The following is a 26,457-nucleotide window of genomic DNA, read 5'->3' as shown; positions in this document are numbered from 1 at the left end:
TTCGGATGCGTAAGGTCGTGCGGCCTTTTCGCGGTGACATGTAATCGACATCTTCGCGTCATACGCTTCGGCTTCTTTTCATTCGCCTGTCCGCTTATGTCCCCGATGCGTTTGTCTTTCTCCCTCATCGCAGCTGCGCTGGCGGCGATCGTATTGAGCGGTTGCGATTCGCACGCGGCCAACCCGCCACCCGTTCACGAGACGGCGACCGCGTCGCCGCAGGCGCAATCGCGGGCCCAGGTCTTCGCCGCGGTGAAGGAGATGACGTCTGTCGGTGCGAAGCTGTTCTCCGATCCGTCGCTCTCGGGATCGGGCAAGCTCGCGTGCGCGTCGTGCCACAGCCCGAGTCACGCGTTCGGGCCGCCGAATGCGCTATCAGTGCAATTCGGGGGCAGTGACATGCATCGGCCGGGCTTTCGCGCGGTGCCGTCGCTCACGTATTTGCAGGCGGTGCCCGCGTTCAGCGAGCATTTTCACGACTCCGATGATGAAGGCGACGAAAGCGTCGATGCCGGGCCGACTGGCGGCCTCACGTGGGACGGACGCGTCGATCATGGCGCGGACCAGGCGCGGATTCCGTTGCTGTCGTCGTTCGAAATGGGCAGCTCGCCCGCGAAGGTAGCGGCAGCGGTAAAGGCGGCGCCCTACGCGGACGACTTCCGCCGCGCGTTCGGCACTAGCGTCTTCGATAGCGACGACAAGACTTTCGCCGCCGTGCTGCGCGCGCTCGAAGCGTTCGAGCAGGAGCCGAAGAAGTTCTACCCGTACACGAGCAAGTTCGACGCTTTTCTCGCAGGCAAGGCGACGCTGACCACGGCGGAGATGCATGGTCTGGAACTCTTCAACGATGAACGGAAGGGCAATTGTGCTGCGTGCCACATCAGCCAGCGCGCAAAAGACGGCACGCCGCCGCAGTTCAGTGACTTCGGCCTGATCGCGATCGGCGTGCCGCGCAACCGCGCGCTGCCGATCAACAAGGACGCGCGTTTTCACGACCTGGGCGCCTGCGGCCCGGAGCGGACGGATCTGAAGGGACGCGACGAATTCTGCGGATTATTCCGCACGCCGTCGCTGCGCAACGTCGCGCTGCGCAAGACCTTCTTTCATAACGGGATCTACCACTCGCTCGAGGACGTGGTGCGGTTCTATGTCGAGCGGGATACGAATCCGGAGAAGTTCTATCCGGTATCGAAGGGCGTGGCGCAGAAGTTCGACGACTTGCCGAAGCGTTACTGGGCCAACGTGAACATGGAGCCGCCGTTTGATCGCAAACGCGGCGAGAAGCCGGCGTTGAATGAGGCGGAGATCAGAGATGTCGTCGCGTTTCTGAACACGCTGACGGATGGGTACGAGCCGGCGGCGAAGGCGCCGGCCAAGACAGCAGAGAACTAAGCCGTAGCAAGCAAACGGCAGAGCAGCACGAGCGCGACGAACGACGCGAGCAAAAGCGTCATGCCGCTCCACGCGACGACGCGCGGCCAGTCGCAGACGTCGTCCTGCTGCTTCCAGACCGGTCCGCGCGCGAGCACCCGGTCGACGAGAAGGACGGCACCGGGAATACCCGCCGCGCACGCCACGCTGACGATCGAGAGCAGCCAGTAAATAGTGGGCGACTGGGGGGAAAACAGAAGTTCGGACATGATCGGATGAGCGGAGAAAGGACAATCCCGTCATGCTAGACATGCCCGGATGAGCGGGCCATTGGACCAATCTTAAAATTCCCCCGATACGTTCTGATAAGACTCTCATAAGCGTCCGACGGCCGTCCGGCGGCGCTTGCGGACAGCGCCTCATGCTATTCTCGTCGGACCCGGCCGCGCTCCGGTTTGCTTCGCGCGCGGCCATCGAATTCGACCTTGAGGAGGATGTTCCATGCCGATGCAATCCCGTGCGTTCACCCGTCGCTGTGTCCAGTCGGTGGTGGCTGTCGCGCTCGTCGCCGGGACGGCGGCCGCATTCGCCGCGAACCTCGGCTTTCTCAACGACACCCCGATCAGTTACATGAAGCAGCGAGACCTGCAGGCGCTCAACAAGGCGGCGAGCGCGGCGCTCGAAAGCAACAAGAACGGCGAGTCGTCGGACTGGAACAACCAGGGCACGGGCAATCCGGTATCGATCAAAGGCACCGTGACGCCGCACGAATCCTTCGAGGAAGGCGGGCGCACCTGCCGCAAGGTGACGCTCGTCGCGGTCGCGAAGGGGCAGACTCAAAGCTGGACGCCCACCGCCTGCAAGCCGAGCGGCGGCGGCAAATGGCAACTGAAGAAGCAATGATGGCGGCGCGCGGCGTGAGCCGGAGTGAACGCGGATGACCGGTCGTACCGTCTCGTGCGGCGTCGTCATCTTGAACGCGCAGGGCGACGTGCTGCTCTGCCACGCGACCGAAACCTCGCACTGGGACGTGCCCAAAGGCCAGGCCGATCCCGGCGAGGAACCGGTCGAAGCGGCGTTGCGTGAGCTCGTCGAGGAGACGGGCATCGTGCTGCCCGCCGCGCGCCTGAAAGACCTCGGGCGCTTCCTGTATCGCCGCGACAAGGATTTGCACCTGTTCGCCGTGCGCGTGACCGAAGAAGAAGTGCAGCTCGATAAATGCGTCTGCGAATCCTATTTCCCGCGCCGCGGCGACGGTACGATGATTCCGGAAATGGATGCCTACCGCTGGGTCAGCCCCGCTGAAGTCGACGAATTCGCGAGCCGCAGCCTAGCGCGACTCTTCCAGACGACGCTCTCGCTCGCCGATCTCCACGCAGCCCTCGATTAATCGAGCGTGCGGTCGTTCGGATTGGCGAAGAGCGCTTTCATCTCCGCCGACATCGGGAACTGCAGATTGATGCCGTCCGGCGGGATCGGCTGCATGAACCAGGTGTCGTAGAGCTTCGCGGCTTCGCCCGAGCGCTGCATGTTGGCGATCACGTCGTCGACGATGCGCTTGAACACCGGGTCGCCCTTGCGCATCATGCAGCCATAGGTTTCGAACGCGAGCGGCGCGCCCGTCACGATGTAATCGCGCCGCGCAGCGCCTTCCTGCGCGATCTTGCCGTAGAGCAGCGGATCGTCCATCACGAACGCGACCGCGCGGTCGGTTTTCAGTGCCTGGAATGCCTCTGCGTGATCGCGCGCGCTGATGATGCGCAGATTCAGCTTCTTCTCACGCGACATTTCTCGCAGCATGCGCTCGTCCGATGTGCCGGCGGTCGTCGAGACGGTCTTGTTGGCGAGATCGGCATAGTCCGTGATACCGGACTTGCGCTTCACCGCCATGCGGATGCCGTACTGAAAGAAGCTGTTCGAAAACGCGACGAGCGGGTCGCGCTCGGCGATATGCGCGGTCGAGCCGCATTCCAGATCGACCTGATTGTTGACGACGAACGAAATCCGGTTCGCCGAAGTCACGAGCACGGTCTTGACGGCAAGATTGGGGAGCTTCAGGCGCTTCTTGATGTCGTCGACGATCTTGAGCGCGATGTCGTGCGAATAGCCGATCGGTTGCTGCTGGCGGTCGAGATACGAAAAAGGCACCGACGATTCGCGCACGCCTAGCACGATCGCGCCGTTCTCGACGATCTTGCGGAGCGTGGCGGACGGCGGCAACTGGTCGACGGCGGTCTGCGCCGAGGCGATCTCTCCCGCTGAATGAGCGGTCGTGACGGCGCACAGCAAGGCGGCGGCGATCCAGCGAATGCGGCTAAGCGGGGGAGCATGCTGCGATTTCATGGTGTCCTCGCTCGTTGCGGCAGGGTGCGGCTTACGGCGCTTCTATGAAAAGTGAAAACGTGCGCGGACCCGGAAGTCAGCGCACGAGGCGCTTTGCAAGCAAAACGCGCCACCCGTCAGGCGGGTTTGCCCCAACTGTCACGCAGGCTGACGATCCGGTTGAACACCGGCTTGCCCGGCTGCGAATCGAGGCGGTCCGCGACGAAATAGCCGTGACGCTCGAACTGGAAGCGGTCTTCGGCTGCGGCATCGCGTGCGCTCGGTTCGAGGAACGCGTTCACGATGCGCTTCGAATCCGGATTGAGCGCGTCCAGAAACTCCGCGCCGCCCGCGCCCGGCTGCGGTTCCTTGAAGAGGCGGTCGTAGAGACGCACTTCGGCCGCGTACGCGTGCTCGGCGCTGACCCAGTGGATCGTGCCCTTCACCTTGTAGCCGTTCGCGCCTTCCGTGCCGGATTTGCTGTCGGGGAAGTAGTTGCAGTGGACGGCGGTCACGTTGCCGTTTTCGTCCTTGTCCGCGCCCGTGCATTCGACGACGAAGCCGTACTTCAGACGCACCTTGTTGCCCGGAAACAGCCGGAAATACCCCTTCGGCGGCGTTTCCTGGAAGTCCTCGCGCTCGATCCACAGTTCGCGCGAGAACGGGAACGTGCGCGTGCCGCGCTCCGGATGATGCGGATGCACCGGCGCGCTGCAATTCTCGCTCGTGCCTTCGGGATAATTGTCGATGATGAGCTTGAGCGGATCGAGCACCGCGATCGCGCGTGGCGCCTTGGCGTCGAGATCGTCGCGCAGTGAGCCTTCCAGCACGCTCATGTCGATCCACGAATCGACCTTCGTTACGCCGATGCGGTCCGCCATCAGGCGGATGCTCTCCGGCGTGAAGCCGCGCCGGCGCACGCCGACGATGGTCGGCATGCGCGGATCATCCCAGCCGTCGACGTGATTTTCCTGCACGAGTTGCAGCAGCTTGCGCTTGCTGGTGATCGCGTAGGTCAGGTTCAGGCGCGAAAACTCGATTTGCTGCGGCAGCGGGCGCGTAAAGACGCCGTCGTCCGCGAGTTGCGCGAGGAACCAGTCGTAGAGCGGGCGGTGATCCTCGAATTCGAGCGTGCAGAGCGAATGCGTGATGTTTTCGAGCGCGTCCGACACGCAGTGCGTGTAGTCGTACATCGGGTAGATGCACCACGTGTCGCCCGTGCGGTAGTGATGCGCGAAGCGGATGCGATAAATGACCGGGTCGCGCATGTTGAAATTCGGCGACGCCATGTCGATCTTCGCGCGCAGCACGTGCTCGCCTTCCTGGAACTCGCCCGCCTTCATGCGGCGGAAGAGGTCGAGGTTTTCTTCAGGCGAGCGGTCGCGGAACGGCGAATTCGTGCCGGCTTCGGTGGCGGAGCCGCGATTCGCGCGGATTTCCTCCGCCGACTGGCTGTCGACATACGCCTGGCCGCGCTGGATCAGCGTTTCAGCGAAATCGTAGAGCTTGTCGTAATAGTCGCTCGCGAAGTAAAGGTGCTCCTCGCCGTTCTTGTTCCAGTCGTAGCCGAGCCATTTCACGGCGTCGATGATCGATTCCACGTACTCGACGCTTTCCTTCTCCGGATTGGTGTCGTCGAAACGCAGATGGCAGACGCCGCCGTAGTCGCGCGCGATGCCGAAATTCACGCAGATGCTCTTCGCGTGGCCAATGTGCAGATAGCCGTTCGGCTCAGGCGGGAAGCGCGTCTCCACCCGCTGCGACCATTTGCCGTTGCGATTGTCTTCGTCGATGATGTTGCGGATGAAATTGGATACCGCCGGGGCGTCGTTGCGATCGGTGTTCATGCGAAAAAAGAGAGCGGACGAGGGCGCCAGACGTTCCGAAGCGTTCGGAAGCGTGCAAAAAGCGTTCGAAAAGACCTGATTTATCTGTCGATTCTACCTTAGGCGCCGCCCGGCGATGGCCACACCGGGACTTTTGTCACTCGGACATTGCCTGTATGTCCCGGTGTGTTGCGAATACCCGTCGAAAATGGGGGCGCGGGACGGTGGATGCAAGGCGCGCGGGCTTTGCGAAGCGGTTTGGCGGTTCTTCACAGGATTTGTTTCGGGCGTAACGGGACGTAAATCGAGTTGTTGGTGTTCGAGCGCGACCCGTAAGATTCACTCGCCTTTCGGGGCCATCGATTAAAACAAGGAACGTACCGACATGAACAAGATCGCCTACACGACCATCAAGCTCGCCGCTGCCGGCGCCCTCATCGCTAGTCTTGCCGCGTGCTCCGGGATGAGCCGCCAGCAGGCGCACGCCGCCATCGGCGCGGGCGCGGGCGGCGCGCTCGGCTATGTGCTCACCGGCGGCCCGATCGGCACGATCGCCGGGGCGGCCGCGGGCGGGCTGATCGGCGCGGGCACGCGTTAAAAAGCGCAAACGCGAGCGGACAGACGCTCATATCACCTTCGATTCCCGTAACCGCGCGATCCGCGCATCGTCGTAATCCAGCAGGTCGCGCAGTACGCTGTCCGTGTGTTCGCCGAGCATCGGCGGATGCAGGCGCGCTTCGGGCGGCGTCGCGCTCATGCGGATCGGACTCTTGACCAGCTTCACGTTCGCGCCCGTCGGATGTGGCAACTCGACCTGCATCCCGCGCGCGATCACCTGCGGGTCCTCGAACACCTCGCCGAGATCGTTGATCGGTCCGCACGGCACGCCCGCCGCTTCCAGCGACGCCAGCCATTCGTGCTTGCCGCGCTCGCGCACCATCGTGGAGAGGACGGGCACGAGCGTGTCGCGGTTGCGCACGCGCGACGGGTTCGTCGAGAAGCGCGGATCGTCGGCGAGGTCCGGTCGGCCGCCCGCATCGACGAACTTGCGGAACTGGCCGTCGTTGCCCACCGCGACGATGATCCAGCCGTCGCTGGTCTGGAACGTCTGATAGGGCACGATGTTCGGATGCGCGTTGCCCCAGCGCACCGGCGGCTGGCCGCTCGCGAGGAAATTCGTGTTCATGTTCGCGAGCATGGCGACCTGCACGTCGAGGAGCGCCATGTCGACGTACTGCCCTTCGCCCGTGCGGTCGCGGTGCGCGAGGGCCGCCATCACGCCGATCGTCGCGTACATGCCGGTCATCAGGTCCGCGATCGCGACGCCCGCTTTTTGCGGCCCGCCGCCCGGCTGGCCGTCGCGCTCGCCGGTGATGCTCATGAAGCCGCCGATTCCCTGAATGATGAAGTCGTAGCCCGCGCGTGTCGCGTACGGGCCGGTCTGCCCAAATCCCGTCACCGAGCAGTAGACGAGGTCTGGCTTCACCGTTTTCAGCGACTCGTAGTCGAGCCCGTATTTCTTCAACTGGCCGACCTTGTAGTTCTCCAGCACGACATCGCTTTGCGCCGCCAGTTCACGGACGATGCGCTGGCCGTCGGCCGTCGCGATATCGACCGTCACCGAGCGCTTGTTGCGGTTCGCGGCGAGGTAGTAGGCGGCTTCGTGCGTGTCTTCGCCCGCAGGCGTCTTGAGGTAGGGCGGGCCCCAGTGACGGGTGTCGTCGCCGGTTTCGGGGCGTTCGATCTTGATGACGTCGGCGCCGAAATCGGCGAAGGTCTGCGCGCACCAGGGGCCCGCGAGCACGCGGGTCAGGTCCAGTACGCGGATGTGGCTGAGTGCTCCCATGCGGTTTTTCTGTCTCCGTGTAGGGCGGATTCTGGCTTCGGCACCGGATTCCGCGTTTTGGAGCATGGTAAGGCATTCGGCGGGCCCCGCGCACCGCCGCCGAGGCTTTAACGCGGCGCGGTCACGACGATGTACTGCGTCTGCGATCCGACGATCTGCGGCTGATACCACGTACTGCCGCATTGCTGGTAAGCCACGTTGCCGACCAGGACCGGCGCGCAGCCCGAAGGCAGCGAGCGCGTGATCGACCCGACGACGGCCGCCGTCAAACCGACGGTTGCAGTCACCGCGGCGGCGGTCGCGACCGGGTGATAGTCGTCGCGACCGTGAACGTCGACATCGACGTTGCGATTCACGTTCACGTTGTGGCGCGAGTTGTCGACACGGACATTGTTCACGCGGGCATCGCGATCGTGGCCCCGGACTTCGGCGCTGGCGTTCATTGCGATGGCGAGGGTGGCTGTGCTCAGGGCGAGCGTCATCAGGAGGCGGTTTGTCATGCTGGAATCGATGGTTCTCTTGGCTTGAGATGCCTTGCGGCGCGGGTGGAGCGCGGCGTTTTCAGCCGCGACATGTGTCCCTTTTTTGGGGGCGATGCAATCTCTCACGCGCGCCTGAACGGGTCAATTTTCGAGATGCCATGCATCAACGTTTCACAATTCGCGACGCCGACCGCACTGCCGCCGACCCTCACGCGCCGCCCGAACCGCGCCGCGTCTGGCGTTCAGCGATCCCGTATAATCAATGACCACCTTTGCCCGCGCGTTCTCACCCGGCGCGCGGCAAAACCGACACAGCAGGCGACGTGAGCCAAGCCCTCGCCGCCAGTCCGACGCCTCACAAAACAGCAGACCGCCCCAGTACGCCATGAAAGCTGCCGAAATCCGCGAGAAATTCCTGAGGTTCTTCGAATCGAAGGGCCATACGATCGTCCGTTCGTCGAGCCTAGTGCCCGGTAACGACCCGACACTGCTCTTCACCAATTCGGGCATGGTCCAGTTCAAGGACGTGTTCCTCGGCGCCGAGTCGCGCCCGTACGCGCGCGCCACCACCGCGCAGCGCAGCGTGCGCGCGGGCGGCAAGCACAACGACCTCGAAAACGTCGGCTACACGGCGCGGCATCACACGTTTTTCGAGATGCTCGGCAACTTCTCGTTCGGCGACTATTTCAAGCGCGACGCGATCCACTACTGCTGGGAATTGCTGACGAAGGTCTACCAGCTTCCCGCCGACAAGCTCACCGTCACGGTCTATCAGGAAGACGACGAGGCCTACGGCATCTGGGAAAAGGAAATCGGCGTACCGGCGGCGCGCATCATCCGCATCGGCGACAACAAGGGCGCGCGCTACGCCTCCGACAACTTCTGGCAGATGGCCGACACCGGCCCGTGCGGCCCGTGCTCGGAAGTCTTCTACGACCACGGTCCGGAAATCTGGGGCGGTCCGCCCGGATCGCCGGAGGAAGACGGCGACCGCTTCATCGAGATCTGGAATCTCGTGTTCATGCAGTTCAACCGCGACGCGCAGGGCACCATGACGCCGCTGCCGAAGCAATGCGTCGATACGGGCATGGGGCTGGAGCGGCTCGCGGCGGTGCTGCAGCACGTCCACAGCAATTACGAGATCGATCTTTTTCAGACGCTCATCAAGGCAGCGGGCCGCGAAACCGATACCGCTGACCTCGAGAACAACTCGCTCAAGGTGATCGCCGACCATATCCGCGCGTGTTCCTTCCTGATCGTCGATGGCGTGATTCCCGGCAACGAAGGCCGCGGCTACGTGCTGCGCCGGATCGTGCGCCGCGCGATCCGCCACGGCTACAAGCTCGGCCGCAAGGGCGGGTTCTTCCACAAGCTCGTGCCGGACCTCGTCGAGGAAATGGGCGCGGCTTATCCCGAATTGAAGGATGCGCAGTCGCGCGTCACTGATGTTCTCCGCCAGGAAGAGGAGCGCTTTTTCGAGACGATCGAGCACGGCATGTCGATCCTCGAAGGCGAGCTTGCGGCGCTGGAAAAGAAAGGCTCGAAGACGCTCGATGGCGAACTCGCGTTCAAGCTGCACGACACCTACGGCTTCCCGCTCGATCTGACGGCGGACGTGTGTCGTGAGCGCGGCATCACCGTCGACGAACCCGCCTTCGACGACGCGATGGCGCGCCAGCGCGATCAGGCCCGCGCGGCCGGCAAGTTCAAGATCGCGACAGGCCTCGAATACTCGGGCGCGAAGACCACATTCCACGGCTACGAAAAAGAAATCTTCGACGACGCCAGGGTCGTCGCGGTGTATGTCGAAGGTGCGTCGGTGCAGGAGGCCAAAGCCGGCCAGCAAGCCGTCGTCGTGCTCGATCACACGCCGTTCTACGCCGAATCCGGCGGTCAGGCGGGCGATCAGGGCGTGCTCGCGAACGCGAGCGTGCGCTTCGCCGTCCTCGACACGCTGAAGGTGCAGGCCGATGTCGTCGGGCATCACGGCTCGGTGGAGCAGGGCACGCTCAAGGTCGGCGACGTCGTGAAGGCCGAGATCGACGCCATCCGCCGCGCCCGCACCGCGCGCAACCACTCCGCGACGCACCTGATGCACAAGGCGCTGCGCGAAGTGCTCGGCGGCCACGTGCAGCAGAAAGGCTCGCTCGTCGATGCCGACAAGACGCGCTTCGACTTCGCGCACAACGCACCGATGACCGACGACCAGATCCGCCGCGTCGAGGCCATCGTGAACGAGGAAGTGCTCGCGAACGCGCCGGGCATCGTGCGCGTGATGCCTTACGACGAAGCCGTGAAAGGCGGCGCGATGGCGCTCTTCGGCGAAAAATACGGCGACACCGTGCGCGTGCTCGACCTCGGCTTCTCGCGCGAACTCTGTGGCGGCACGCACGTGCATCGCACGGGCGATATCGGCTTCTTCAAGATCGTGATGGAAGGCGGCGTGGCGGCGGGCATTCGCCGCGTCGAGGCGATCACCGGCGACAACGCCGTGCGCTTCGTGCAGGAACTCGATTCGCGCATCAACGCGGCGGCAGCCGTGCTGAAAGCGCAGCCGTCGGAGCTGACGCAGCGCATCGCGCAGGTGCAGGAGCACGTGAAGTCGCTGGAGAAAGAGCTCGGCGCGCTGAAGTCGAAGCTCGCATCGAGCCAGGGCGACGAACTCGTGTCGCAGGCGGTCAATGTGAGCGGCGTGCAGGTGCTCGCCGCGCAACTCGATGGCGCCGACGTCAAGACGCTGCGCGAAACCGTCGACAAGCTGAAGGGCAAGCTGAAGAGCGCGGCGATCGTGCTGGCTTCCGTCGATGGCGGGAAGGTCAGCCTGATCGCGGGCGTGACAGCGGATGCATCGAAGAAGGTGAAGGCAGGCGAACTCGTGAACTTCGTCGCGCAGCAGGTGGGCGGCAAGGGCGGCGGCCGGCCCGACATGGCGCAGGCAGGCGGCACGGAGCCGGCGAATCTGGCGGCGGCGCTGGCGGGTGTCACCGGCTGGGTGCAGCAGCAGCTTTGACGCTACGGGCGTCCGTTACGGGCGCCGTGCTTGAGAAAACCTGCTTCGTTTCGACGGAGCAGGTTTTTTTATGTCCTTGCAAAACGCCAACAGGTACGCGCCGTGCGGATACCAAGTCACCTCAACCAATAAACAGGGACCCTCGATGAACATCAAACTTGCCTCTCTAGCCCTTGCATCGACGATGCTGATCGCAACCGGCGCCGTGCAGGCGAAGGGCTGTATCGAAGGCGCGGCCGTCGGTGGCGTGGCGGGACACGTGGCCGGCAAGCACGGCGCGGTCGGCGCAGCGGGCGGCTGCGCCATCGGCCATCACGAAGCGAGCAAGAAGGACAAAGCGCAGAAAGATGCCGCCGCGAGCCAGCCGGCGGCGAAGTAGGGGCTCAACGGCGGGGCCGATGCCGCATCGCCACTCCAACCAGCCCCACACTTCCACCCGCCAGCGCCGCAACCGCCAGCCACAGCGCGATCGAAAACGATCCGGTGTGCGCGGCGATCGGCGCGGCGACGAGCGGCCCCGCGATCTGTCCAAGGCCGTAGGCCGCCGTCGCGTAACCCATCAGCCCGGCGGCGCGCTCGCCGCGTAGCCGCCGCGCTTCGCGCATCGCGAAAAGCGTGATCGCGGTGAACGGCAAGCCGATCAGCAAGCTGCCGACGGCGAAGCCGACCGTCGTCGGAGAGACGATCCCCGATGCGATTCCCGCCGCCTGCAGCACGTAGCAGCCGGCGAGAAGCGTGCGATTGTCCCAAGCGTTCGGCAGGCGTGCGGCAATCAGCGCACCCACGATCAGCGCCGCGCCGAACATCGGCCAGAACAGGTCGGGCCAGGGCGATCCCGGCAATGCGTGTCGCGCGATGACGGGCAGGAAGGTTGCCGTGATGATGTAGCCGAACCCCGGCAGGGCGTAAAGGAACACGAGCCACGCGGCCTGTGCTCGATGCGCTGTGACCAGTACGAAAGCGCTCGCACCGGCTTGAGACACAGGCTTCCCCGCAACGCCGGAGGCCCTCCCGAAAATTCCCCAAACGAACGCGCCGGCCACCGCCGATAACACCGCGAACCCGATCCACGCCACGTTCGCACCGAGCGCTCCGGCCGCTCCTCCGAGCAACCCCGTCACGACGATCCCCACACCCGGCCCCGTGTAGATCACGCCGCTCCAGCCGTGCGCGCCGAGTTCGGCGAGCCGCCGCAAGCCCCACTGCGACGCGAACACGAACGTCCACGCGCTCACCACGCCTCCGGCGAACCGCACGATCGCCCAGAGCCAGAACGCATCGGTGACGCCCATCGCGAAGGTCAGGACGACTGTCGCGACGAGGCCGCCGCGCACCATCTTCGCGGGATCGGCGGAAATGGCCGCGCATGAAAGCGCGCCGACGAAGTAGCCTGCGTAGTTGAACGACGCGAGCCAGCCGCCGTGACGGATATCGATGGCCCCGCTCGCGAGCATCATCGGCAGGAGCGGCGTGAACGCGAAGCGCCCGACGCCGAGCGCGACCGCCAGCACGACGGCGCAGCCGAGCGCGGCATCGCGTGCGGGATGACGGACGGAGAGGCGAAGCGGCAGCAAGGCGGACATTTTTAGCGCACCAGGAAGAACTGAAGCCCATGCTAACTTGACCGATCCATCCTGAAAAATGAATAATCGAGATTGAATGGATCACCAGGAGAGATTCAAATGGATCTCGCAGCGCTTCATATTTTTCGCACGGTCGTGCGTGAAAACGGCGTGACGCGCGCGGCGGCGAAGCTGAACCGCGTGCAGTCGAACGTGACGACGCGCATCAAGCAACTCGAAGAGCAACTCGGCGCCGAGCTTTTCACGCGCGACGGTCGCCGACTCGTGCTGACGCCCGCCGGCGAGACGCTTTTGCCCTACGCCGAGCGCCTGCTCGCGCTCGCGGACGAAGCGCGCCATGCGATCGCGGAAAACCGTCCGCGCGGGCGTCTGCGGCTCGGGACGATGGAAAGCACCGCCGCGAGCCGTCTGCCGCGCGCGCTCGCGCAGTATCACCAGAATTGGCCCGAGGTGACGCTCGAACTCGTGACCGGCGTGACGCGTGACCTGATCGAGAGCGTGCGCAATTTCGAAGTCGATGCCGCGCTCGTCGCGAAGGCGCCCGGCGCGCAAACCACGCCCTCCGATACCTTCGATTACGTGCCGGTCTTTCACGAGGAACTCGTGATGCTGACGCCGCGCGGGCATCGGCCGATCGCGAGCGCGCGCGATATCGCGCTGTCGACTCTGGTCGCATTCGAGCGCGGCTGCGAGTACCGCGCGTATGCGGAACGATGGTACGAGCGCGACGGAGTGCGGCCGGCGCGCGTGCTCGAACTCGGCTCATACCACGCGATCATCGCGTGCGTGGCGGCGGGCGCGGGCGTCGCGGTCGCGCCGCGCGCGGTGCTCAGCAGCACGCCGAGCGAGGGCGTCGCGGTGCATGCGCTGCCGTCGATCGGCATCATCGATACGCTGCTCGTCTGGCGGCGCGGGCACTTCTCGGCGGCGCTCAACGTGCTGCGTGAGATGCTGCTCGCGGATGCGGCGGCGCTCGATGCTACCGAAGAAACTCAGCCATCCCGCGCGTTGATTTAGCACGGGCTAAAATGGCCCGCACTACCGACCCACCACGTGACCCCAAGAAAAGCCGCATGCAACATTTCGCCTCCGACAACTACGCCGGCATCTGCCCCGAAGCGCTCGCCGCGCTGATCGACGCCAACAACAGCGGCCACGAGCCGTCCTACGGCGAGGATTCGTGGACGCAGCAAGTCTGCGACCGCATCCGCGACCTGTTCCAGACCGACTGCGAAGTCTTCTTCGTATTTAACGGCACGGCGGCGAATTCCCTCGCGCTGGCGTCGCTCTGCCAGTCGTATCACTCGGTCATCTGCCACGAACTCGCGCACGTCGAAACCGACGAATGCGGCGGCCCGGAATTCTTCTCCGGTGGCTCCAAACTTCTTACTGCGACCGGCGCAAACGGCAAGCTGACGCCCGACGCGATCGAAGCGGTCGTCACGCGCCGCGCCGACATCCACTATCCGAAGCCGAAGGTCGTCACGCTCACGCAATCGACGGAAGTCGGCACCGTGTATACCGTCGAGGAAGTGCGCGCGATCGCGGCGATCGCCAAACGGCGGCATCTGACGGTGCATATGGACGGCGCGCGCTTCGCGAACGCGGTGGCGGCGCTCGACGTGCATCCGTCGGAGATCACGTGGCGCGCGGGCGTCGACGTGCTGTGCTTCGGCGGCACGAAGAACGGCTTGCCGGTGGGCGAGGCGGTCGTGTTCTTCGACAAGGCGCTCGCCGCCGATTTCGCGTATCGCCTGAAGCAGGCCGGGCAGCTCGCCTCGAAGATGCGCTTCATCTCGGCGCCATGGCTCGGTCTGCTCGATAACGACGTCTGGTTGCGCAACGCGCGCCACGCGAACGCGATGGCGCGCCTGATGGCCGAGCGCCTCGCCGGACTCCCCGGCGTGAAGGTGCTGTTCGAAACGCAAGCGAACGCGGTGTTCGCGGAGCTGCCGCAACATGTGGCGCTCGCGCTGCGCAACAAGGGCTGGAAGTTCTACCAGTTCATCGGCTCGGGCGGCTGCCGGCTGATGTGCGCATGGGATACGAAGCGCGAGACCGTCGAGCAATTCACCGACGAAATCCGCACGCTCTGCGCGGCTTGAAACGATGACCAGGCCCCTTCCGACAACCCGCGCCGACTATCCGCACTTCCTCGCGATCCCGACGCGCTGGTCCGATAACGACGTCTACGGCCATGTGAACAACGTCGTGTACTACAGCTACTTCGATACGGTCGTGAACGAGTATCTGATGCGCACCGGCGTGCTCGATTTCGAGCATGGCGCGACGATCGGCCTGGTCGTCGATACGCATTGCAAATACTTCGTGTCGATCGCGTTTCCCGAGCGCATCGAGGCAGGCCTGCGCGTGACGAGACTCGGGACGACAAGCGTGCGCTACGAAGTCGCGATCTTCCGCGAGGGCGTGAACGAAGCGGCGGCGCACGGGCATTTCGTGCACGTGTACGTCGATCGCGTGACGCGCCGGCCGGTCGCGTTGCCCGACGCGCTGCGCGCCGCGCTCGAACCGCTGGCGAACGCCTGAGCGTGCAGTCGTTCGTTCAGTGGTTCGCCCCGAGCCTGCTCAACGGCGTGAGCGTGGGGCTGCTGCTGTTCATGCTGTCGGCGGGGCTGACGCTGATTTTCAGCATGCTCGGCGTGCTTAACTTTGCGCACGCGAGTTTCTACATGCTCGGCGCGTACACGGGTTACGCGCTCGCCGCGCACGGCGGATTCTGGTTCGCATTGATCGCGGCGCCCTTGATCGTAGGTATCTTGGGCGCGCTGTTCGAGCGCTTCCTCTTGCGCCGCGTTCATGCGCGCGGCGCGCTCGCCGAACTGCTGCTGACGTTCGGCGCGGCGTATCTGATCGCTGAAGCGGTGAAGCTCGTCTGGGGATTGGCGCCGCTCGCGGCATCGATTCCTTCCTTGCTCGATGGTCCGCTCTTCACGCTCTATGGCGCAGCGTTCCCGCGATATCGCGCGTTCATGATGGCGTTATCGATCGCGATGCTCGTCGCGTTGTACGCGGTGCTGCGCGTCTCGAAGACAGGGCTCATCGTGCGCGCCGCGCTCACGCATCCTTCGACCGTCGAGACGCTGGGCCATGACGTGCCGCGCGTCTTCACGATGGTGTTTGCCGTCGGCACAGCGCTCGCTGCGCTGGCCGGTGTGATCGGCGCACCGCTCTCGGTGATCGAACCGTCGATGGCCGATGCGATGGGGCCGATCGTATTCGTCGTCGTGGTGATTGGCGGATTGGGGTCGCTCGGTGGCGCGCTCGTGGCATCGCTCTTGATCGGCTTTGTGCAGACGTTTGCGGTCGCGAGTTCGGCGTCGGTGGGCAGCATCGCGGCGATGTTGGGGGCTTCGGTGCCCAAGGTGTGGGCGTCGCTGACGGTGGCACAGATCGCGCCCGTGCTGCCTTATTTGCTGCTCGTCGCGATGCTGAGCGTGCGGCCGCGCGGACTCTTCGGCGAGCGTGGCGACGATGCGTAGATCGCTCGTGCCGTGGCTCGTGCTGATCGCGGCGCTGGGCGTTCCGGTGTGCTTCTCGTCGCAAAGCTGGCTCTTCGCGTACCTTGCGCAAACCGCGACGATGATCGTCTTCGCGCTCTCCTACAACCTCCTGCTCGGCGAGACGGGACTGCTCTCGTTGGGCCACGCCGCGTATGCGGGCCTCGGCGCGTTCGCCGCGGCGCACGCATTCAATCGATACGACGTGCCGCTGCCGCTTTTGCCGCTTGCAGGCGGCGCGGCGGGTGCGCTCGCGGGCGTGCTGTTCGGCTTCGTCTCGACGCGCCGCGCGGGCACCACCTACGCGATGATCACGCTCGGCATCGGCGAACTGGTCGCGGCGAGCGTGTGGCTCGTGCCGGGCTGGTTCGGCGGGGAGGGCGGTGTTCCGATCGATCGCGCGAGCGGTGTGCGCGTTTTCGCGTGGACGTTCGGCCCCGCGCGCGAAGCGTACGCGCTGATCGCGGCGTGGTGCGTGATCGCGTGCATCGCGATGTTCCTGTTCTCCCGCACGCCGACGGTTCGCCTCGCGAATGCTGTGCGCGACAACGCCGTGCGCGTCGCGGCGATCGGCTTTGATCCGCGGCGCGTGCGCTTCACGATGTCCGTCGTGTCGGCGTTCTTCGCGGGCGTCGCGGGCGTGCTGGGTTTGATCAACGTCGAGCTGGCATCGGCGGAAGGCGTCGGCTTGGCGCGCTCGGGGAGCGTGCTGATCGCGACGGTGATCGGCGGGACGTCGTCGTTCTTCGGGCCGGTGTTGGGCGCTGCGGTGCTGACGTTCTTCAGCGTCGCGGTTGCAAGCGTGTCGCCGGCTTGGATGATGTATCTCGGGGTTTTCTTCGTGTTTGTCGTCGTGGCCGCGCCCGATGGTATTGGCCGGCGCGCTTCGCCTCTTGCGGTTCTCGCAGCGCTGGCGTGGGTGCTCGCCATCGTCATCGCGAGCGAAGTCGCCTACGCGATGCAGTTCGCAACCAGCGGCGACGGTCTCGCGCATCTCGGGGCCTTCGCTCTAAATGGTAGAACGTGGATGCCGTGGCTCCTTGCTTCGATCAGCGCTCTGGTCGCTGCGTTCCTGACGCGGCTTGCACGATGACCGTCGCGCTCGAACTTCATCAAATCACGAAGCGCTTCGGCGCAACGGAGATTTTGCGCCGCGTCGATCTGTCGATTGAACAGGGCGAGCGTCACGCGTTGATCGGCCCGAACGGCGCGGGCAAATCGACGCTCTTCGATCTCGTCTCCGGCCGCACGCGAGCGAGTGAGGGACGCGTCGTCCTGAACGGCATCGACATCTCGCGGAAGCCTCCATACCGCATCGCGCGCTGCGGACTCGCGCGCAGTTTCCAGACGACACGCGTGTTCGCGGGTCTCTCCGTCTTCGATAATCTGCGCTGCGCGGCGTCATCGCGTTTTATTGATCGATGGCTGCGTCCGCGCGTGATTGACCAGCGCGCGCACACGATCCTCGATGCGATTGGCCTCAACAAGCGCGCCAATGAACTTGCCGCGAGCCTCAGCTACGCGGAACAACGCGCGCTCGATCTTGGCATCGCGCTCGCGACGGACGCATCGACCTTGCTCCTCGACGAACCGACCGCCGGCATGAATCGCGCGGAAGCTGCGCGCGCACTAGACCTGATCCGCGCAACGACCGAAGGCCGCACGTTGCTGATCGTCGAGCACGACATGGAAGCGGTCTTCGCGCTTGCCGACCGCATCTCCGTGCTCGTGCGCGGCCGCGTGATCGCGACCGGGACGCCCGCGCAGATTCGCGCGGACGCACGCGTGCGCGAAGCGTATCTCGGCGATGGGAAGGTGCCGCAATGAGCTTGCCGCTGCTCGACATCGAGGGCTTGCATGCGTGGTACGGTGCGAGTCACGTGCTGCACGGAGTAACGCTATCGATCGCTGATGGCGAAGTGCTCGCGTTGAGCGGACGCAACGGCTCGGGCCGCTCGACGCTCGCCAAGGCGATCATGGGACTCGTGCGCGCGGAGGGAAGCATGCGGTTTTTGGGCCGCGCGATCGTGGGCATGCGGCCGTTCCGCATCGCGCGTCTGGGCGTCGGCTACGTGCCCGAACAACGCGACATCTTTCCGACGCTGACCGTCCGCGAAAACCTCATGCTCGGCGAGCGTTCACGCACGGTGCGCTTCACGCTCGACGACGCCATGAGCCTCTTTCCCGTGCTGAGTGAACGGGCATCGGTGAGCGCGGGCGCGCTGTCCGGCGGCGAACAGCAGATGCTCGCCTTGGCGAGAACGCTCGTCGGCGATCCGCGACTCGTGATCATCGATGAACCCGCCGAAGGACTCGCCCCGCAAGTGGTCACGCAACTTACCGAATGCCTCGCGACATTGAAGCAACGCGGCGTCGCGATGCTGCTGATCGAACAGCGCATGACGATCGCGCGTGCGTTGGCGAATCGCGTCGCGGTGATGGGCCACGGCGCGATCGTCTTCGACGGCAGCTTCGACGCGCTCGCCAACGACGCGCGCATCATGAACGACTGGCTCTCGATCGGTTAGCCCTTGCTGTCGCGCTCGAAGATCCATTCGTGCTTCGGATCGTTCTTGAAGTGCCACGTCCTTTTGTTGCCCGCCATCACGTTCAGATAATAGTTGTCGTAGCCATATGGAACGACGACCGGGTGATAGCCGCGAGGCACCATCACGATGTCGTGATTTTCGACGGCCATCGTTTCGTCGAGATCGCGTTCATCCGTATAGACGCGCTGGAACGCGAACCCCTGCGGCGGATTCAATCGATGATAGTAAGTCTCTTCGAGCGAACTCTCGATGGGCACGTTGTCCTTGTCGTGCTTGTGCGGCGGATAGCTCGAAGCATGTCCGCCGGGTGTCCTCACTTCGACCACGAGCAAGCCCTCCGCCGGCTCCGTCTGCGGAAGAATATCGCATACATATCGCGTATTCGCGCCTTTGCCGCGCGTCGAGCGCGCCATCTGCGAAGGCTCGATGAGACGCGGCGGATACTTTCCGGTCGCAGGCGCACTCGCGACGCCGATCTCGCTCTCGCGATCCGCGCGCACGATCGCGGCGAGCTTCGGCGGCAGGTAGAGCGCATACGGCGCCGTGTCCTCGAACACGCTGTCGCGCTTGCCGATCGACTCCCAGCGCTGATCGCCTGCTTCGACCGTTACCGTGCCCGTCAGCACGACGATGCACACCTCGCGCTCCGCTTCATAGATATGGACGAGATCGCCGCCATCCAGACGATACGCCGCGAAGCCGACATGCTTCCAGCCGGCCGATTCCGGTGTCACGCGCGCGATCGTCTGGTCCTCGCGCGATGCCTTGACTAGCAGACTCATGCTGCCTCCTCAATGTTAGCGTCGACCAAAGCCCGCAGCGTGCGATAGCCTTTCTCGGCATACGCATAGCTCGGCGCGATGACCGGGTCCTGTTCGGCTTCCACGACGAGCCAGCCACGATAGCCGTGGCTTTTTAGCCGCGCGATGATCGAGGCGAAGTCGATCGTGCCGTCGCCGGGCACGGTGAACGCGCCGTTGATCACCGCTTCGAGGAAGCTCCAGTTGCGGTTGCGTGCAAGCCGGATGATCTCGGGCCGCACGTCCTTGCAATGCACGTGGCACACGCGGGCGATGTGCTTGTCAAGCACCGTCAGCGGATCGCCGCCCGCGAACGTGATGTGACCCGCATCGAAAAGCAGGCCGACGTAGTCGCTCGTCAGGCGCATCAGGCGATCGACGTCAGCAGGCGTTTCGACATATGCGCCCATGTGATGATGGTACGCCACACGCACGCCTCGCGAGAGCGTGTACGCGGCGAACGTGTTCAGGCGCTCGGCGTACTCGCGCCAGCGCGCATCGGAGAAGAAGCGCGGACGCTGATAGAGCGGCTGCGGCGCGCCCTGGATCGAGTTCGCGACTTCGCCATAGACCATGACCGTCGCGCCATTCTTTGCAAGCAGATCGAGATGCGGCCCGACGGCGGCGATCTCGTCCTCCGCGCTGCGTTCCGCGAGCCGTCCCGAGTACCAGCCCGACACGAGCGCGAGGTCGTATTGCGCAAGCAGCGTCTTCAGCGCCTGCGGCTCGCGGGGAAATTTGTTGCCCAGTTCGAAGCCTTCGTAGCCGATGCGCCGTCCCTCCGTCAGCGCGACATCGAGCGGCGTTTCGCCGCCGAGCGACGGCAGGTCGTCGTTCATCCACGACAGCGGGTTGATGCCGATGCGTACATCGAAAGTCGTCATTGAAGTTTTCCTTATTGGCTCGTGCTCGTCGAGCGGGCCGTGAGCGCGCGTTCGTAGTCCGCGCGCGCGTCGCGCACTGCCTCGCGTTCCGACACTTCCGGCACTGCGACTTCCCACCACCAGCCGCCTTCCTCGGTGGGTCGAGCGGGATCGGTATCGATGCTGATCAGGTAGCTGCGATCGGCGGCGCGTGCGCGCTGCATCGCGGCTTCGAGTTCGCCGATGTTCGCAACGTGTTCCGCCACCGCGCCGAGCGAGCGCGCATGCATCGCGAAGTCGATCGCGGGTGCGCCTTGCGGGCCTTGCTTGCAATCGTCGATGAGGTTGTTGAACGGCGCGCCGCCGCATGCCTGCTGCAAGCGGTTAATGCAACCGTAGCCGCGATTGTCGAGCAGCACGACGATCAGCTTCGCGCCGAGCATCACCGAGGTGGCGAGTTCGCTGTTCATCATCAGGTAGCTGCCGTCGCCGACGATCACGATCACCTCGCGATCCGGTTTCGCGAGCTTGGCTCCAAGGCCGCCCGCGATCTCGTAGCCCATGCACGAGTAGCCGTATTCGACGTGATACCCGCCGGGCGTGCTCGTGCGCCAGAGCTTCTGCAAATCAGCGGGCAGCGTCCCGGCCGCGCACACGACGATGTCGTTTTGAGCCGAGAGCGCATTCGAGCGCTGCACCGCGCCGATCACGTCGGCTTCGCGCGGCAAGAGGCCTTCGTGCGGTGGCATGTGCGTCACGCTCGCGACCGCTGTGCGCCAGTCGTCGGCGAGATGATGCACGCGCGTCGTCCATTGCGGCGCGGCACGCCAGTCGCCGAGTGCGTGGCTCAACGCATCGAGCGCGAGTGCCGCATCGGATTCGACGGCGAGGCTGTTTTGCTTCAGCGCATCGAACGCGTTCGCGTTGATGCCGATGAGACGCGCTTCAGCGAAGAGCGTGTTCGAACCCGTCGTGAAGTCCTGTAGACGCGTGCCGACGGCGAGCACGCAATCGGCTGCATTGGCGAGCTCGTTAGCCGACGACGACCCTGTCACGCCGATTCCGCCGACATTCAACGGATGATCCCAAGGCAATGCGCTCTTGCCGGCCTGAGTCTCGGCTACCGGGATGCCGTGGCGTTCCGCAAACGTGCACAGCGCATTCGTCGCTTCGCCATAGAGCACGCCGCCGCCAGACACGATGACGGGTTCACGCGACTCGCGCAACGCAGCGGCCGCCTGCTCGATTTCATGCGCGACGGGCGCGGGCGCATGAAACGGCACGACGCGCGGCTCGAAGAACGAAGCGGGGTAGTCGTAGGCCATCGCCTGCACGTCTTGCGGCAGTGCGAGCGTGACGGGGCCGCACAGAGCAGCATCGGTCAGCACGCGAATCGCGCGCGGCAACGCGCTCAGCAACTGCGCCGGGTGCACGATGCGGTCGAAGTAACGCGAGACGGGTTTCAGCGCATCGTTCGCGGAGACGCCGCCGTCGTGCGCATCCTCGACTTGCTGCAACACCGGATCGGGCGCGCGCGAGACGAAGATGTCGCCGGGCAGGAGCAGCACCGGCAAGCGGTTCACATGCGCGAGCGCCGCAGCGGTGACGAGGTTCGTCGCGCCCGGCCCGATCGACGTCGTGACCGCCATCATGCGTCTGCGGAAATTCGCTTTCGCGTAGGCGATCGCGCTGTGCGCCATCGCCTGCTCGTTGTGCGCGCGATAGGTCGGGAGCGCCTCGCGATGCTGATACAGGGCCTCGCCGATCCCCGCGACGTTGCCGTGGCCGAAGATCGCGAAGACGCCGCCGAAAAGCGCTTCGCCCGATGCCGTGCGTTGCGCAGCGAGATAGCGCACGAGCGCTTGCGCTGTGGTGAGACGTACCGTACCCATGACGGCGTGCTCCGGTGTCGTATGCATTGCGCGCTGGTTCATGCTGCCTGCTCCTGTTTCACCGCCACGCCGGCCCCGGCGCGCGCGTTGCGCCAGGCATCGATCAGCGTTTCGAACGTGCCACGCACGCGTGCGATGAGTTCGTCGTCGTCGATCTGGTTCGCCAGCCACGCATGACTCGGTTCATGAAAGATCGTGCGCCCGACCGTAAAGCCGCGACATGTGCTCGACGCGGCCGCCGCCTTGAAGCCGTCGCAAAGCTGATCGACCGCCGCCGACAGGCCCAGCAGCACGACACCCCGGCAAGCCGGATCGCGCTCGGCGATCAGCGCATCGACCGCGTGCCATTGCTGCGCGCTCATCGGCTCGAGCTTCCACCATTCCGGATAGATGCCGAGGTTGTAGAGCCGCTTCAATGCACGATAAACCGTATCGTCCGCGACTGCAGGGCCGTTCTTCGGCACGATCACTTCGAGCAGCAACTCGTGTCCGCTCGTCTGCACCGCGTCGTAGAGCGCGCGGATCTGCGCTTCCTGTTCGAGCCGCAATTCGTGCGGATGATCGGGATGATATTGAACGAGGCACTTCGCCACATGCTCGCGCGGCCATTCGATCAGCGTCGTTCCGATCGAGCGGCCGTGATCGAAGACGAGTGGCAGCGAACCCGGCAGTTCCACCGGCCGGCCGATCCACCAGCCGCGTCCAGTCGCCGCGTTCAACGCATCCTGTCCATACCGATCGTCGATCAACACGCCGATACGGCCTTCGAGCCCAAGCTGCTTTTCCGTCTGCGCGACCGCTTCCACGAAGAGGCCTTTGAGCTTCGCGATGCGTGTTTCATCGGCACCGGTCTGCTGCGCGAGATCGAAGAACTGGTTGCGATGATCGAACGCGAAGCCAAGCACTTCGTCCCATTGCTTGCGATTCGGGCTTACACGATGCAGGCGCGCGAGCGTCGCATCGAGATCGGGGCGGCGCATGCGGACCGGGTCTTTCCTCGCGGCATCGAGGAAGTAGTCGAGCTCGGCGGGCGTGGGCATCGCAGGCGCGCAGCCGTGCCGCGATACGACCAGCGCGCCGCTCGCATTCGCCGTGCGCGCGCACGCTTCGAGCGGTTCGTCGCGCAGCCATCCGGAGAGAAAGCCCGACGCGAACGCATCGCCCGCGCCGAGCACGTTGAGCACTTCCACTTCGACGCCGCCATGAATCGGCGCATCGTCGATCGATGCGGGCACCGCGCCTTCGATGATCGAGCACCCGAGCGGCCCGCGCTTGACGACGAGCGTCGCGCTCGTCACCGCGCGCACCATCGTGAGCGCGTCGATCAACTGATCCTTGCCGCCCGCGATGCGAAACTCCTCCTCCGTGCCGATCACGAGATCGATCAGCGGCAGGATGCGCTGCAAATGCGCGGTGACGCCTTCGTTCGCGATGAAGCGCGTCTCGCCATCGGCCTTGCTCGTGAGGCCCCACAGCACCGGCCGATAGTCGATGTCGAGAATCGTGCGCACCTGATTGCGGCGCGCGAAGTCGAGTGCACGTCGGCTCGTGCGGTTCACTTGCTCGGTCGAGAAGTGCGTGCCGGTGATCAGCAGCGCTTTCGACGAAGCGATATACGCCTCGTCGAAATCGTCTTCATCGACGGCCATGTCCGCGCAATTCTCGCGATAGAACACGAGCGGAAACGTATCGCGATCCTCGATGCCGAGCAGCACGAGCGCGGTCAGCCGCTCGCGATCGATGCGCACGTGGCTCACGTCGCAGCCTTCACGTTCGAGCGTCTCGGTGAGAAAGCGCCCCATGTGATCGTTGCCGACGCGCGCGAGCATCGACGATTTCAGACCGAGCCGCGCGCATCCGAACGCGATGTTCGCCGACGATCCGCCGAGGTACTTCGCGAAGCTCGACACGTCTTCGAGCCGCGCGCCGACCTGCTGCGCGTACAGGTCGACGGCGAGGCGGCCCAGGCACACGATGTCGCGCGTGCGGCCCGGGGCAAAACGGGATTTCACTGGCATGTTGTCGTCCTCAGATCGTCGCGCCTTCGAGCTCGCCGATCATCTTCTGCATTTCGGCACCGCCCGCCATCATGTCGAGCACTTCGTTCTTGCTGATCGTGTCCTTCGTGAACGTACCCATCGATTTGCCGCGATTGAGCAGCGTGAACGAATCGCCGATCGGATACGCGTGGTGCACGTTGTGCGTGATGAAGATCACCGAGATGCCCTTGGCACGCGCCGTATGGATCAGCCGCAGCACGTTGAAGCTCTGCTTGACGCCGAGCGCGGCGGTCGGCTCGTCGAGGATCAGCACGCGTGCGCCGAAATGGATCGCCCGCGCGATCGCGAGACATTGCTTTTCGCCGCCGGACATCGTGCCGATCGGCTGATGCGGGTCGCGCACGTTGATGCCCATCTCGGCGAGCTTGCCGCGCGAGGTATCGGCGGCGAGGTCGAGGTCCATCACGTTGAAGAGGCCAAAGAGCTTTTTCTGCGGCTCGCGTCCCATGAAGAAATTGCGTGCGACCGAGAGCAGCGGCACGAGCGCGAGATCCTGGTACACGGTCGCGATGCCGAGGTCGAGCGCTTCTTTCGGCGACTCGAAATGCACCGGCTTGCCGTCGACCAGATATTCGCCGGAGGAGGGCGTATGCACGCCGGCCAGCGTTTTGATGAGCGTGGATTTGCCCGCGCCGTTGTCGCCGAGGAGGCAATGCACTTCGCCGCGTTTCAAGCGTAGCGTGACGCCGTTCAGTGCGATGACCTTGCCGAAAAACTTGCTGACGTTTTCGAGCGCGAGGATGATGTCGTCGTTCATGATCGTTGTCCGCTCATTGAGCCTGTGATACGCGACGGCGCACGTAGTGATTGAAGAGCACGGCGAGCAGCAGCATCACGCCGAGGAACACGCGGAACCAGTCCGAGCTCACATTCGTATAGGTGATGCCGATCTGCACGACGCCGAAGATCAGCGCGCCGAAGCACGCACCGATCACCGAGCCATAACCGCCTGTCAGCAGCGTCCCGCCGATGACTGCCGCGATGATCGCTTCGAATTCCTTCTGCAAGCCGCGATCCGCCGCCGCCGAACCGATGTCGCACACTTGCAGCACAGCGAAGAGACAGGAGCAGAACGCGGTCAAGACGAAGAGAGAAATCTTTACGCGCTTGACCGGCACGCCGACGTTCTTCGCCGCATTCGCGTCACCGCCGACCGCGAGAATCCAGTTGCCGTAGCGTGTCTTCGCGAGGATGAACGCGCTGACCGCCGCGAGCGCGAACCACCAGAGGATGACTTTCGGAATGCCCGGCACGAGCGGCTGACCGTTATCGAGCAGCGAGCCGATCCCCATATGCGCGAGCCACGTAAAGAAGCCGTGCAGCGCGACGCCATGAAACAGCGCGTTCGTGATCCAGTCGTTCTGTGCAAGGTCGCCGACGCCGGAGATGATCGTGCGGTCCGCGAACATGATGGAGAGCGCGAGCGTCAGGCCGCGCAGGATGAAGAGAAACGCAAGCGTGACGATGAATGACGGCAGCCGCGTCTTCATCACGAGATAGCCGTTCAGTGCGCCGAGCAGCATCGATGCGGCGAACGCAAAGACGATCGCGACCCAGATCGGCCAGTGGAAGTACACCGAGGGGAGCGCGACCATCATCCCGGAGAAGCCGATCATCGAACCGATCGACAGGTCGAATTCGCCCGCGATCATCAGCAAGCACGCGCCCACTGCGAGCAGCCCGAGGTAGGCGGCGACCTGCGACCAGTTCATCACGCCGTCGAGATTGAACATGCCTGACGATCCGGCGCCGAAGCCGAACACGGCGAACACGAGCACCGTCCCCGAGATCGCGGCGAATTCCGGCCGGTTCAGCAGATGCCCGAACCACGATTCGCGGCGCACGCGTTCGTCGGATGGCTTCGCCTTGTCTTCCGCGTCGGCGGATTCCGGTGGCTCTGCGTGTCGAGGATAGTGCTTGCCGGCTACGCCCATGATCGCTCCTTTAATGCTCGGTTTTGTGTTTCAGGTGTTCAACACCGTTTGATGTTTGATGCTGGTGCGCAACGCGGTGTTTGTTTGAACCGGTTGATGCGCTCGTGCTCACTCGCCTTCTTTGCACAAGGTTTGACGCTGGCGCTTGGGGTGGTCGTTTGTCTTGTTTCAACCGTTTGATGCGCTTGTGCTTCTATGGAACTTGCTTTCTTTTTGGTCTATTAGCTCTGCCCCTGTCCGGGGCGGGACTCACTTTCTTTGCTGCTGCAAAGAAAGTAAGCAAAGAAAGCAGCTTCCCACCGCCAAAACTAACAATCCACCACAAGCGTTTGATTGGGATTGGCGCTGGAGAGTAAGTGTCGCCCTCACGATGGAACCGGGCTTGGCTCGCGGACCCACTG

General features: G+C 64.4%; 25 protein-coding genes. 13 read left to right on the top strand and 12 right to left on the bottom strand.

Going from position 1 to position 26,457, the window contains the following annotated elements; genetic code table 11:
• Positions 1–105 precede the first annotated feature (105 nt).
• Positions 106–1,392, top strand: a complete 1,287-nt coding sequence (locus tag AWB65_RS12400) for a cytochrome-c peroxidase (RefSeq protein ID WP_235007608.1) — start codon at positions 106–108, stop codon at positions 1,390–1,392.
• On the opposite strand, the gene AWB65_RS12395 is transcribed toward AWB65_RS12400, so the two are convergent.
• Positions 1,389–1,640 (bottom strand): hypothetical protein, encoded by a 252-nt coding sequence (locus AWB65_RS12395; RefSeq protein ID WP_087667455.1) that lies wholly within the window; start codon positions 1,638–1,640, stop codon positions 1,389–1,391. The two genes, AWB65_RS12400 and AWB65_RS12395, sit on opposite strands and share 4 nt — an antisense overlap.
• Positions 1,641–1,872: 232 nt before the next feature.
• On the opposite strand from AWB65_RS12395, the gene AWB65_RS12390 reads away from it, so the two are divergent.
• A complete protein-coding gene (locus tag AWB65_RS12390) occupies positions 1,873–2,274 on the top strand; it encodes an RT0821/Lpp0805 family surface protein (RefSeq protein WP_087667454.1) in 402 nt (133 codons plus the stop codon).
• A gap of 34 nt (positions 2,275–2,308) precedes the next feature.
• Positions 2,309–2,761: an NUDIX hydrolase gene (locus AWB65_RS12385; RefSeq protein ID WP_087667453.1), complete on the top strand. Its 453-nt coding sequence runs from the start codon at positions 2,309–2,311 to the stop codon at positions 2,759–2,761.
• Here the strand turns inward: AWB65_RS12385 and AWB65_RS12380 are convergent.
• Positions 2,758–3,714: a transporter substrate-binding domain-containing protein gene (locus AWB65_RS12380; protein WP_087667452.1), complete on the bottom strand. Its 957-nt coding sequence runs from the start codon at positions 3,712–3,714 to the stop codon at positions 2,758–2,760. The genes AWB65_RS12385 and AWB65_RS12380 overlap by 4 nt on opposite strands.
• Positions 3,715–3,830: 116 nt before the next feature.
• Positions 3,831–5,540 carry a glutamine--tRNA ligase/YqeY domain fusion protein gene (locus tag AWB65_RS12375; RefSeq protein ID WP_087667451.1) on the bottom strand — a complete coding sequence of 570 codons (1,710 nt, stop codon included), beginning with the start codon at positions 5,538–5,540 and terminating at the stop codon, positions 3,831–3,833.
• 364 nt (positions 5,541–5,904) lie between these two features.
• Here AWB65_RS12375 and AWB65_RS12370 point away from each other — a divergent pair, with 364 nt between their 5' ends.
• The gene (locus tag AWB65_RS12370) at positions 5,905–6,117 is read left to right on the top strand and encodes a hypothetical protein (RefSeq protein ID WP_062633439.1); all 213 of its coding nucleotides are present in this window, start codon (positions 5,905–5,907) and stop codon (positions 6,115–6,117) included.
• A 27-nt stretch (positions 6,118–6,144) separates the two neighbouring features.
• Here the strand turns inward: AWB65_RS12370 and AWB65_RS12365 are convergent, their stop codons facing one another.
• The gene (locus AWB65_RS12365; protein WP_087667450.1) at positions 6,145–7,365 is read right to left on the bottom strand and encodes a CaiB/BaiF CoA transferase family protein; all 1,221 of its coding nucleotides are present in this window, start codon (positions 7,363–7,365) and stop codon (positions 6,145–6,147) included.
• A 107-nt stretch (positions 7,366–7,472) separates the two neighbouring features.
• Entirely contained in the window at positions 7,473–7,865 is a 393-nt protein-coding gene (locus AWB65_RS12360; RefSeq protein ID WP_087667449.1) for a DUF6515 family protein, read from the bottom strand.
• A 367-nt stretch (positions 7,866–8,232) separates the two neighbouring features.
• Here AWB65_RS12360 and alaS point away from each other — a divergent pair, with 367 nt between their 5' ends.
• Both alaS and AWB65_RS12350 read left to right on the top strand, forming a co-directional pair.
• Positions 8,233–10,857, top strand: a complete 2,625-nt coding sequence (gene alaS / locus AWB65_RS12355) for an alanine--tRNA ligase (protein WP_087667448.1) — start codon at positions 8,233–8,235, stop codon at positions 10,855–10,857.
• A 184-nt stretch (positions 10,858–11,041) separates the two neighbouring features.
• On the top strand, positions 11,042–11,236 hold the full coding sequence (locus AWB65_RS12350) for a hypothetical protein (protein WP_374729744.1): 195 nt from the start codon (positions 11,042–11,044) through the stop codon (positions 11,234–11,236).
• 4 nt (positions 11,237–11,240) lie between these two features.
• Here AWB65_RS12350 and AWB65_RS12345 read toward each other — a convergent pair whose 3' ends face one another.
• On the bottom strand, positions 11,241–12,440 hold the full coding sequence (locus tag AWB65_RS12345) for a YbfB/YjiJ family MFS transporter (protein WP_087667447.1): 1,200 nt from the start codon (positions 12,438–12,440) through the stop codon (positions 11,241–11,243).
• Positions 12,441–12,539: 99 nt separating this feature from the next.
• On the opposite strand from AWB65_RS12345, the gene AWB65_RS12340 reads away from it, so the two are divergent.
• Genes AWB65_RS12340 through AWB65_RS12310 form a run of 7 tightly spaced genes read left to right on the top strand, consistent with a single transcriptional unit; the run spans position 12,540 to position 18,486 of the window.
• Complete coding sequence (locus AWB65_RS12340; protein ID WP_087667446.1) at positions 12,540–13,457, top strand: LysR substrate-binding domain-containing protein; 918 nt, start codon at positions 12,540–12,542, stop codon at positions 13,455–13,457.
• 56 nt (positions 13,458–13,513) lie between these two features.
• Complete coding sequence (locus tag AWB65_RS12335; RefSeq protein ID WP_087667445.1) at positions 13,514–14,545, top strand: threonine aldolase family protein; 1,032 nt, start codon at positions 13,514–13,516, stop codon at positions 14,543–14,545.
• A 4-nt stretch (positions 14,546–14,549) separates the two neighbouring features.
• Positions 14,550–14,987, top strand: coding sequence for an acyl-CoA thioesterase (locus tag AWB65_RS12330; RefSeq protein WP_087667444.1), 438 nt, complete (start codon positions 14,550–14,552; stop codon positions 14,985–14,987).
• 2 nt (positions 14,988–14,989) lie between these two features.
• Positions 14,990–15,940 (top strand): branched-chain amino acid ABC transporter permease, encoded by a 951-nt coding sequence (locus AWB65_RS12325; RefSeq protein WP_327357910.1) that lies wholly within the window; start codon positions 14,990–14,992, stop codon positions 15,938–15,940.
• Positions 15,933–17,051, top strand: a complete 1,119-nt coding sequence (locus AWB65_RS12320; RefSeq protein WP_087667572.1) for a branched-chain amino acid ABC transporter permease — start codon at positions 15,933–15,935, stop codon at positions 17,049–17,051. The genes AWB65_RS12325 and AWB65_RS12320 overlap by 8 nt, the downstream gene beginning before the upstream one ends.
• Positions 17,048–17,785 carry an ABC transporter ATP-binding protein gene (locus AWB65_RS12315; protein ID WP_087667443.1) on the top strand — a complete coding sequence of 246 codons (738 nt, stop codon included), beginning with the start codon at positions 17,048–17,050 and terminating at the stop codon, positions 17,783–17,785. The genes AWB65_RS12320 and AWB65_RS12315 overlap by 4 nt, the downstream gene beginning before the upstream one ends.
• The gene (locus AWB65_RS12310; protein WP_087667442.1) at positions 17,782–18,486 is read left to right on the top strand and encodes an ABC transporter ATP-binding protein; all 705 of its coding nucleotides are present in this window, start codon (positions 17,782–17,784) and stop codon (positions 18,484–18,486) included. The genes AWB65_RS12315 and AWB65_RS12310 overlap by 4 nt, the downstream gene beginning before the upstream one ends.
• Here AWB65_RS12310 and iolB read toward each other — a convergent pair.
• Genes iolB through AWB65_RS12280 form a run of 6 tightly spaced genes read right to left on the bottom strand, consistent with a single transcriptional unit; the run spans position 18,483 to position 26,056 of the window.
• Positions 18,483–19,289 (bottom strand): 5-deoxy-glucuronate isomerase, encoded by an 807-nt coding sequence (gene iolB / locus AWB65_RS12305; protein ID WP_087667441.1) that lies wholly within the window; start codon positions 19,287–19,289, stop codon positions 18,483–18,485. The two genes, AWB65_RS12310 and iolB, sit on opposite strands and share 4 nt — an antisense overlap.
• Positions 19,286–20,191: a myo-inosose-2 dehydratase gene (gene iolE / locus AWB65_RS12300; RefSeq protein ID WP_087667440.1), complete on the bottom strand. Its 906-nt coding sequence runs from the start codon at positions 20,189–20,191 to the stop codon at positions 19,286–19,288. The genes iolB and iolE overlap by 4 nt, the downstream gene beginning before the upstream one ends.
• Positions 20,192–20,202: 11 nt before the next feature.
• Complete coding sequence (gene iolD, locus AWB65_RS12295; protein WP_087667439.1) at positions 20,203–22,104, bottom strand: 3D-(3,5/4)-trihydroxycyclohexane-1,2-dione acylhydrolase (decyclizing); 1,902 nt, start codon at positions 22,102–22,104, stop codon at positions 20,203–20,205.
• Positions 22,101–24,080, bottom strand: a complete 1,980-nt coding sequence (locus tag AWB65_RS12290; RefSeq protein ID WP_087667438.1) for a bifunctional 5-dehydro-2-deoxygluconokinase/5-dehydro-2-deoxyphosphogluconate aldolase — start codon at positions 24,078–24,080, stop codon at positions 22,101–22,103. Before AWB65_RS12290 ends, iolD begins: the two co-directional genes overlap by 4 nt.
• Before the next feature lie 10 nt (positions 24,081–24,090).
• On the bottom strand, positions 24,091–24,879 hold the full coding sequence (locus AWB65_RS12285) for an ATP-binding cassette domain-containing protein (RefSeq protein ID WP_087655608.1): 789 nt from the start codon (positions 24,877–24,879) through the stop codon (positions 24,091–24,093).
• 13 nt (positions 24,880–24,892) lie between these two features.
• Positions 24,893–26,056, bottom strand: coding sequence for an ABC transporter permease (locus AWB65_RS12280; protein WP_087667437.1), 1,164 nt, complete (start codon positions 26,054–26,056; stop codon positions 24,893–24,895).
• Between the last annotated feature and the right edge of the window lie 401 nt (positions 26,057–26,457).

The organism is Caballeronia humi (assembly GCF_001544475.1).
Lineage (GTDB): Bacteria > Pseudomonadota > Gammaproteobacteria > Burkholderiales > Burkholderiaceae > Caballeronia > Caballeronia humi.
This window is presented reverse-complemented; position numbering and strand designations above follow the sequence as displayed.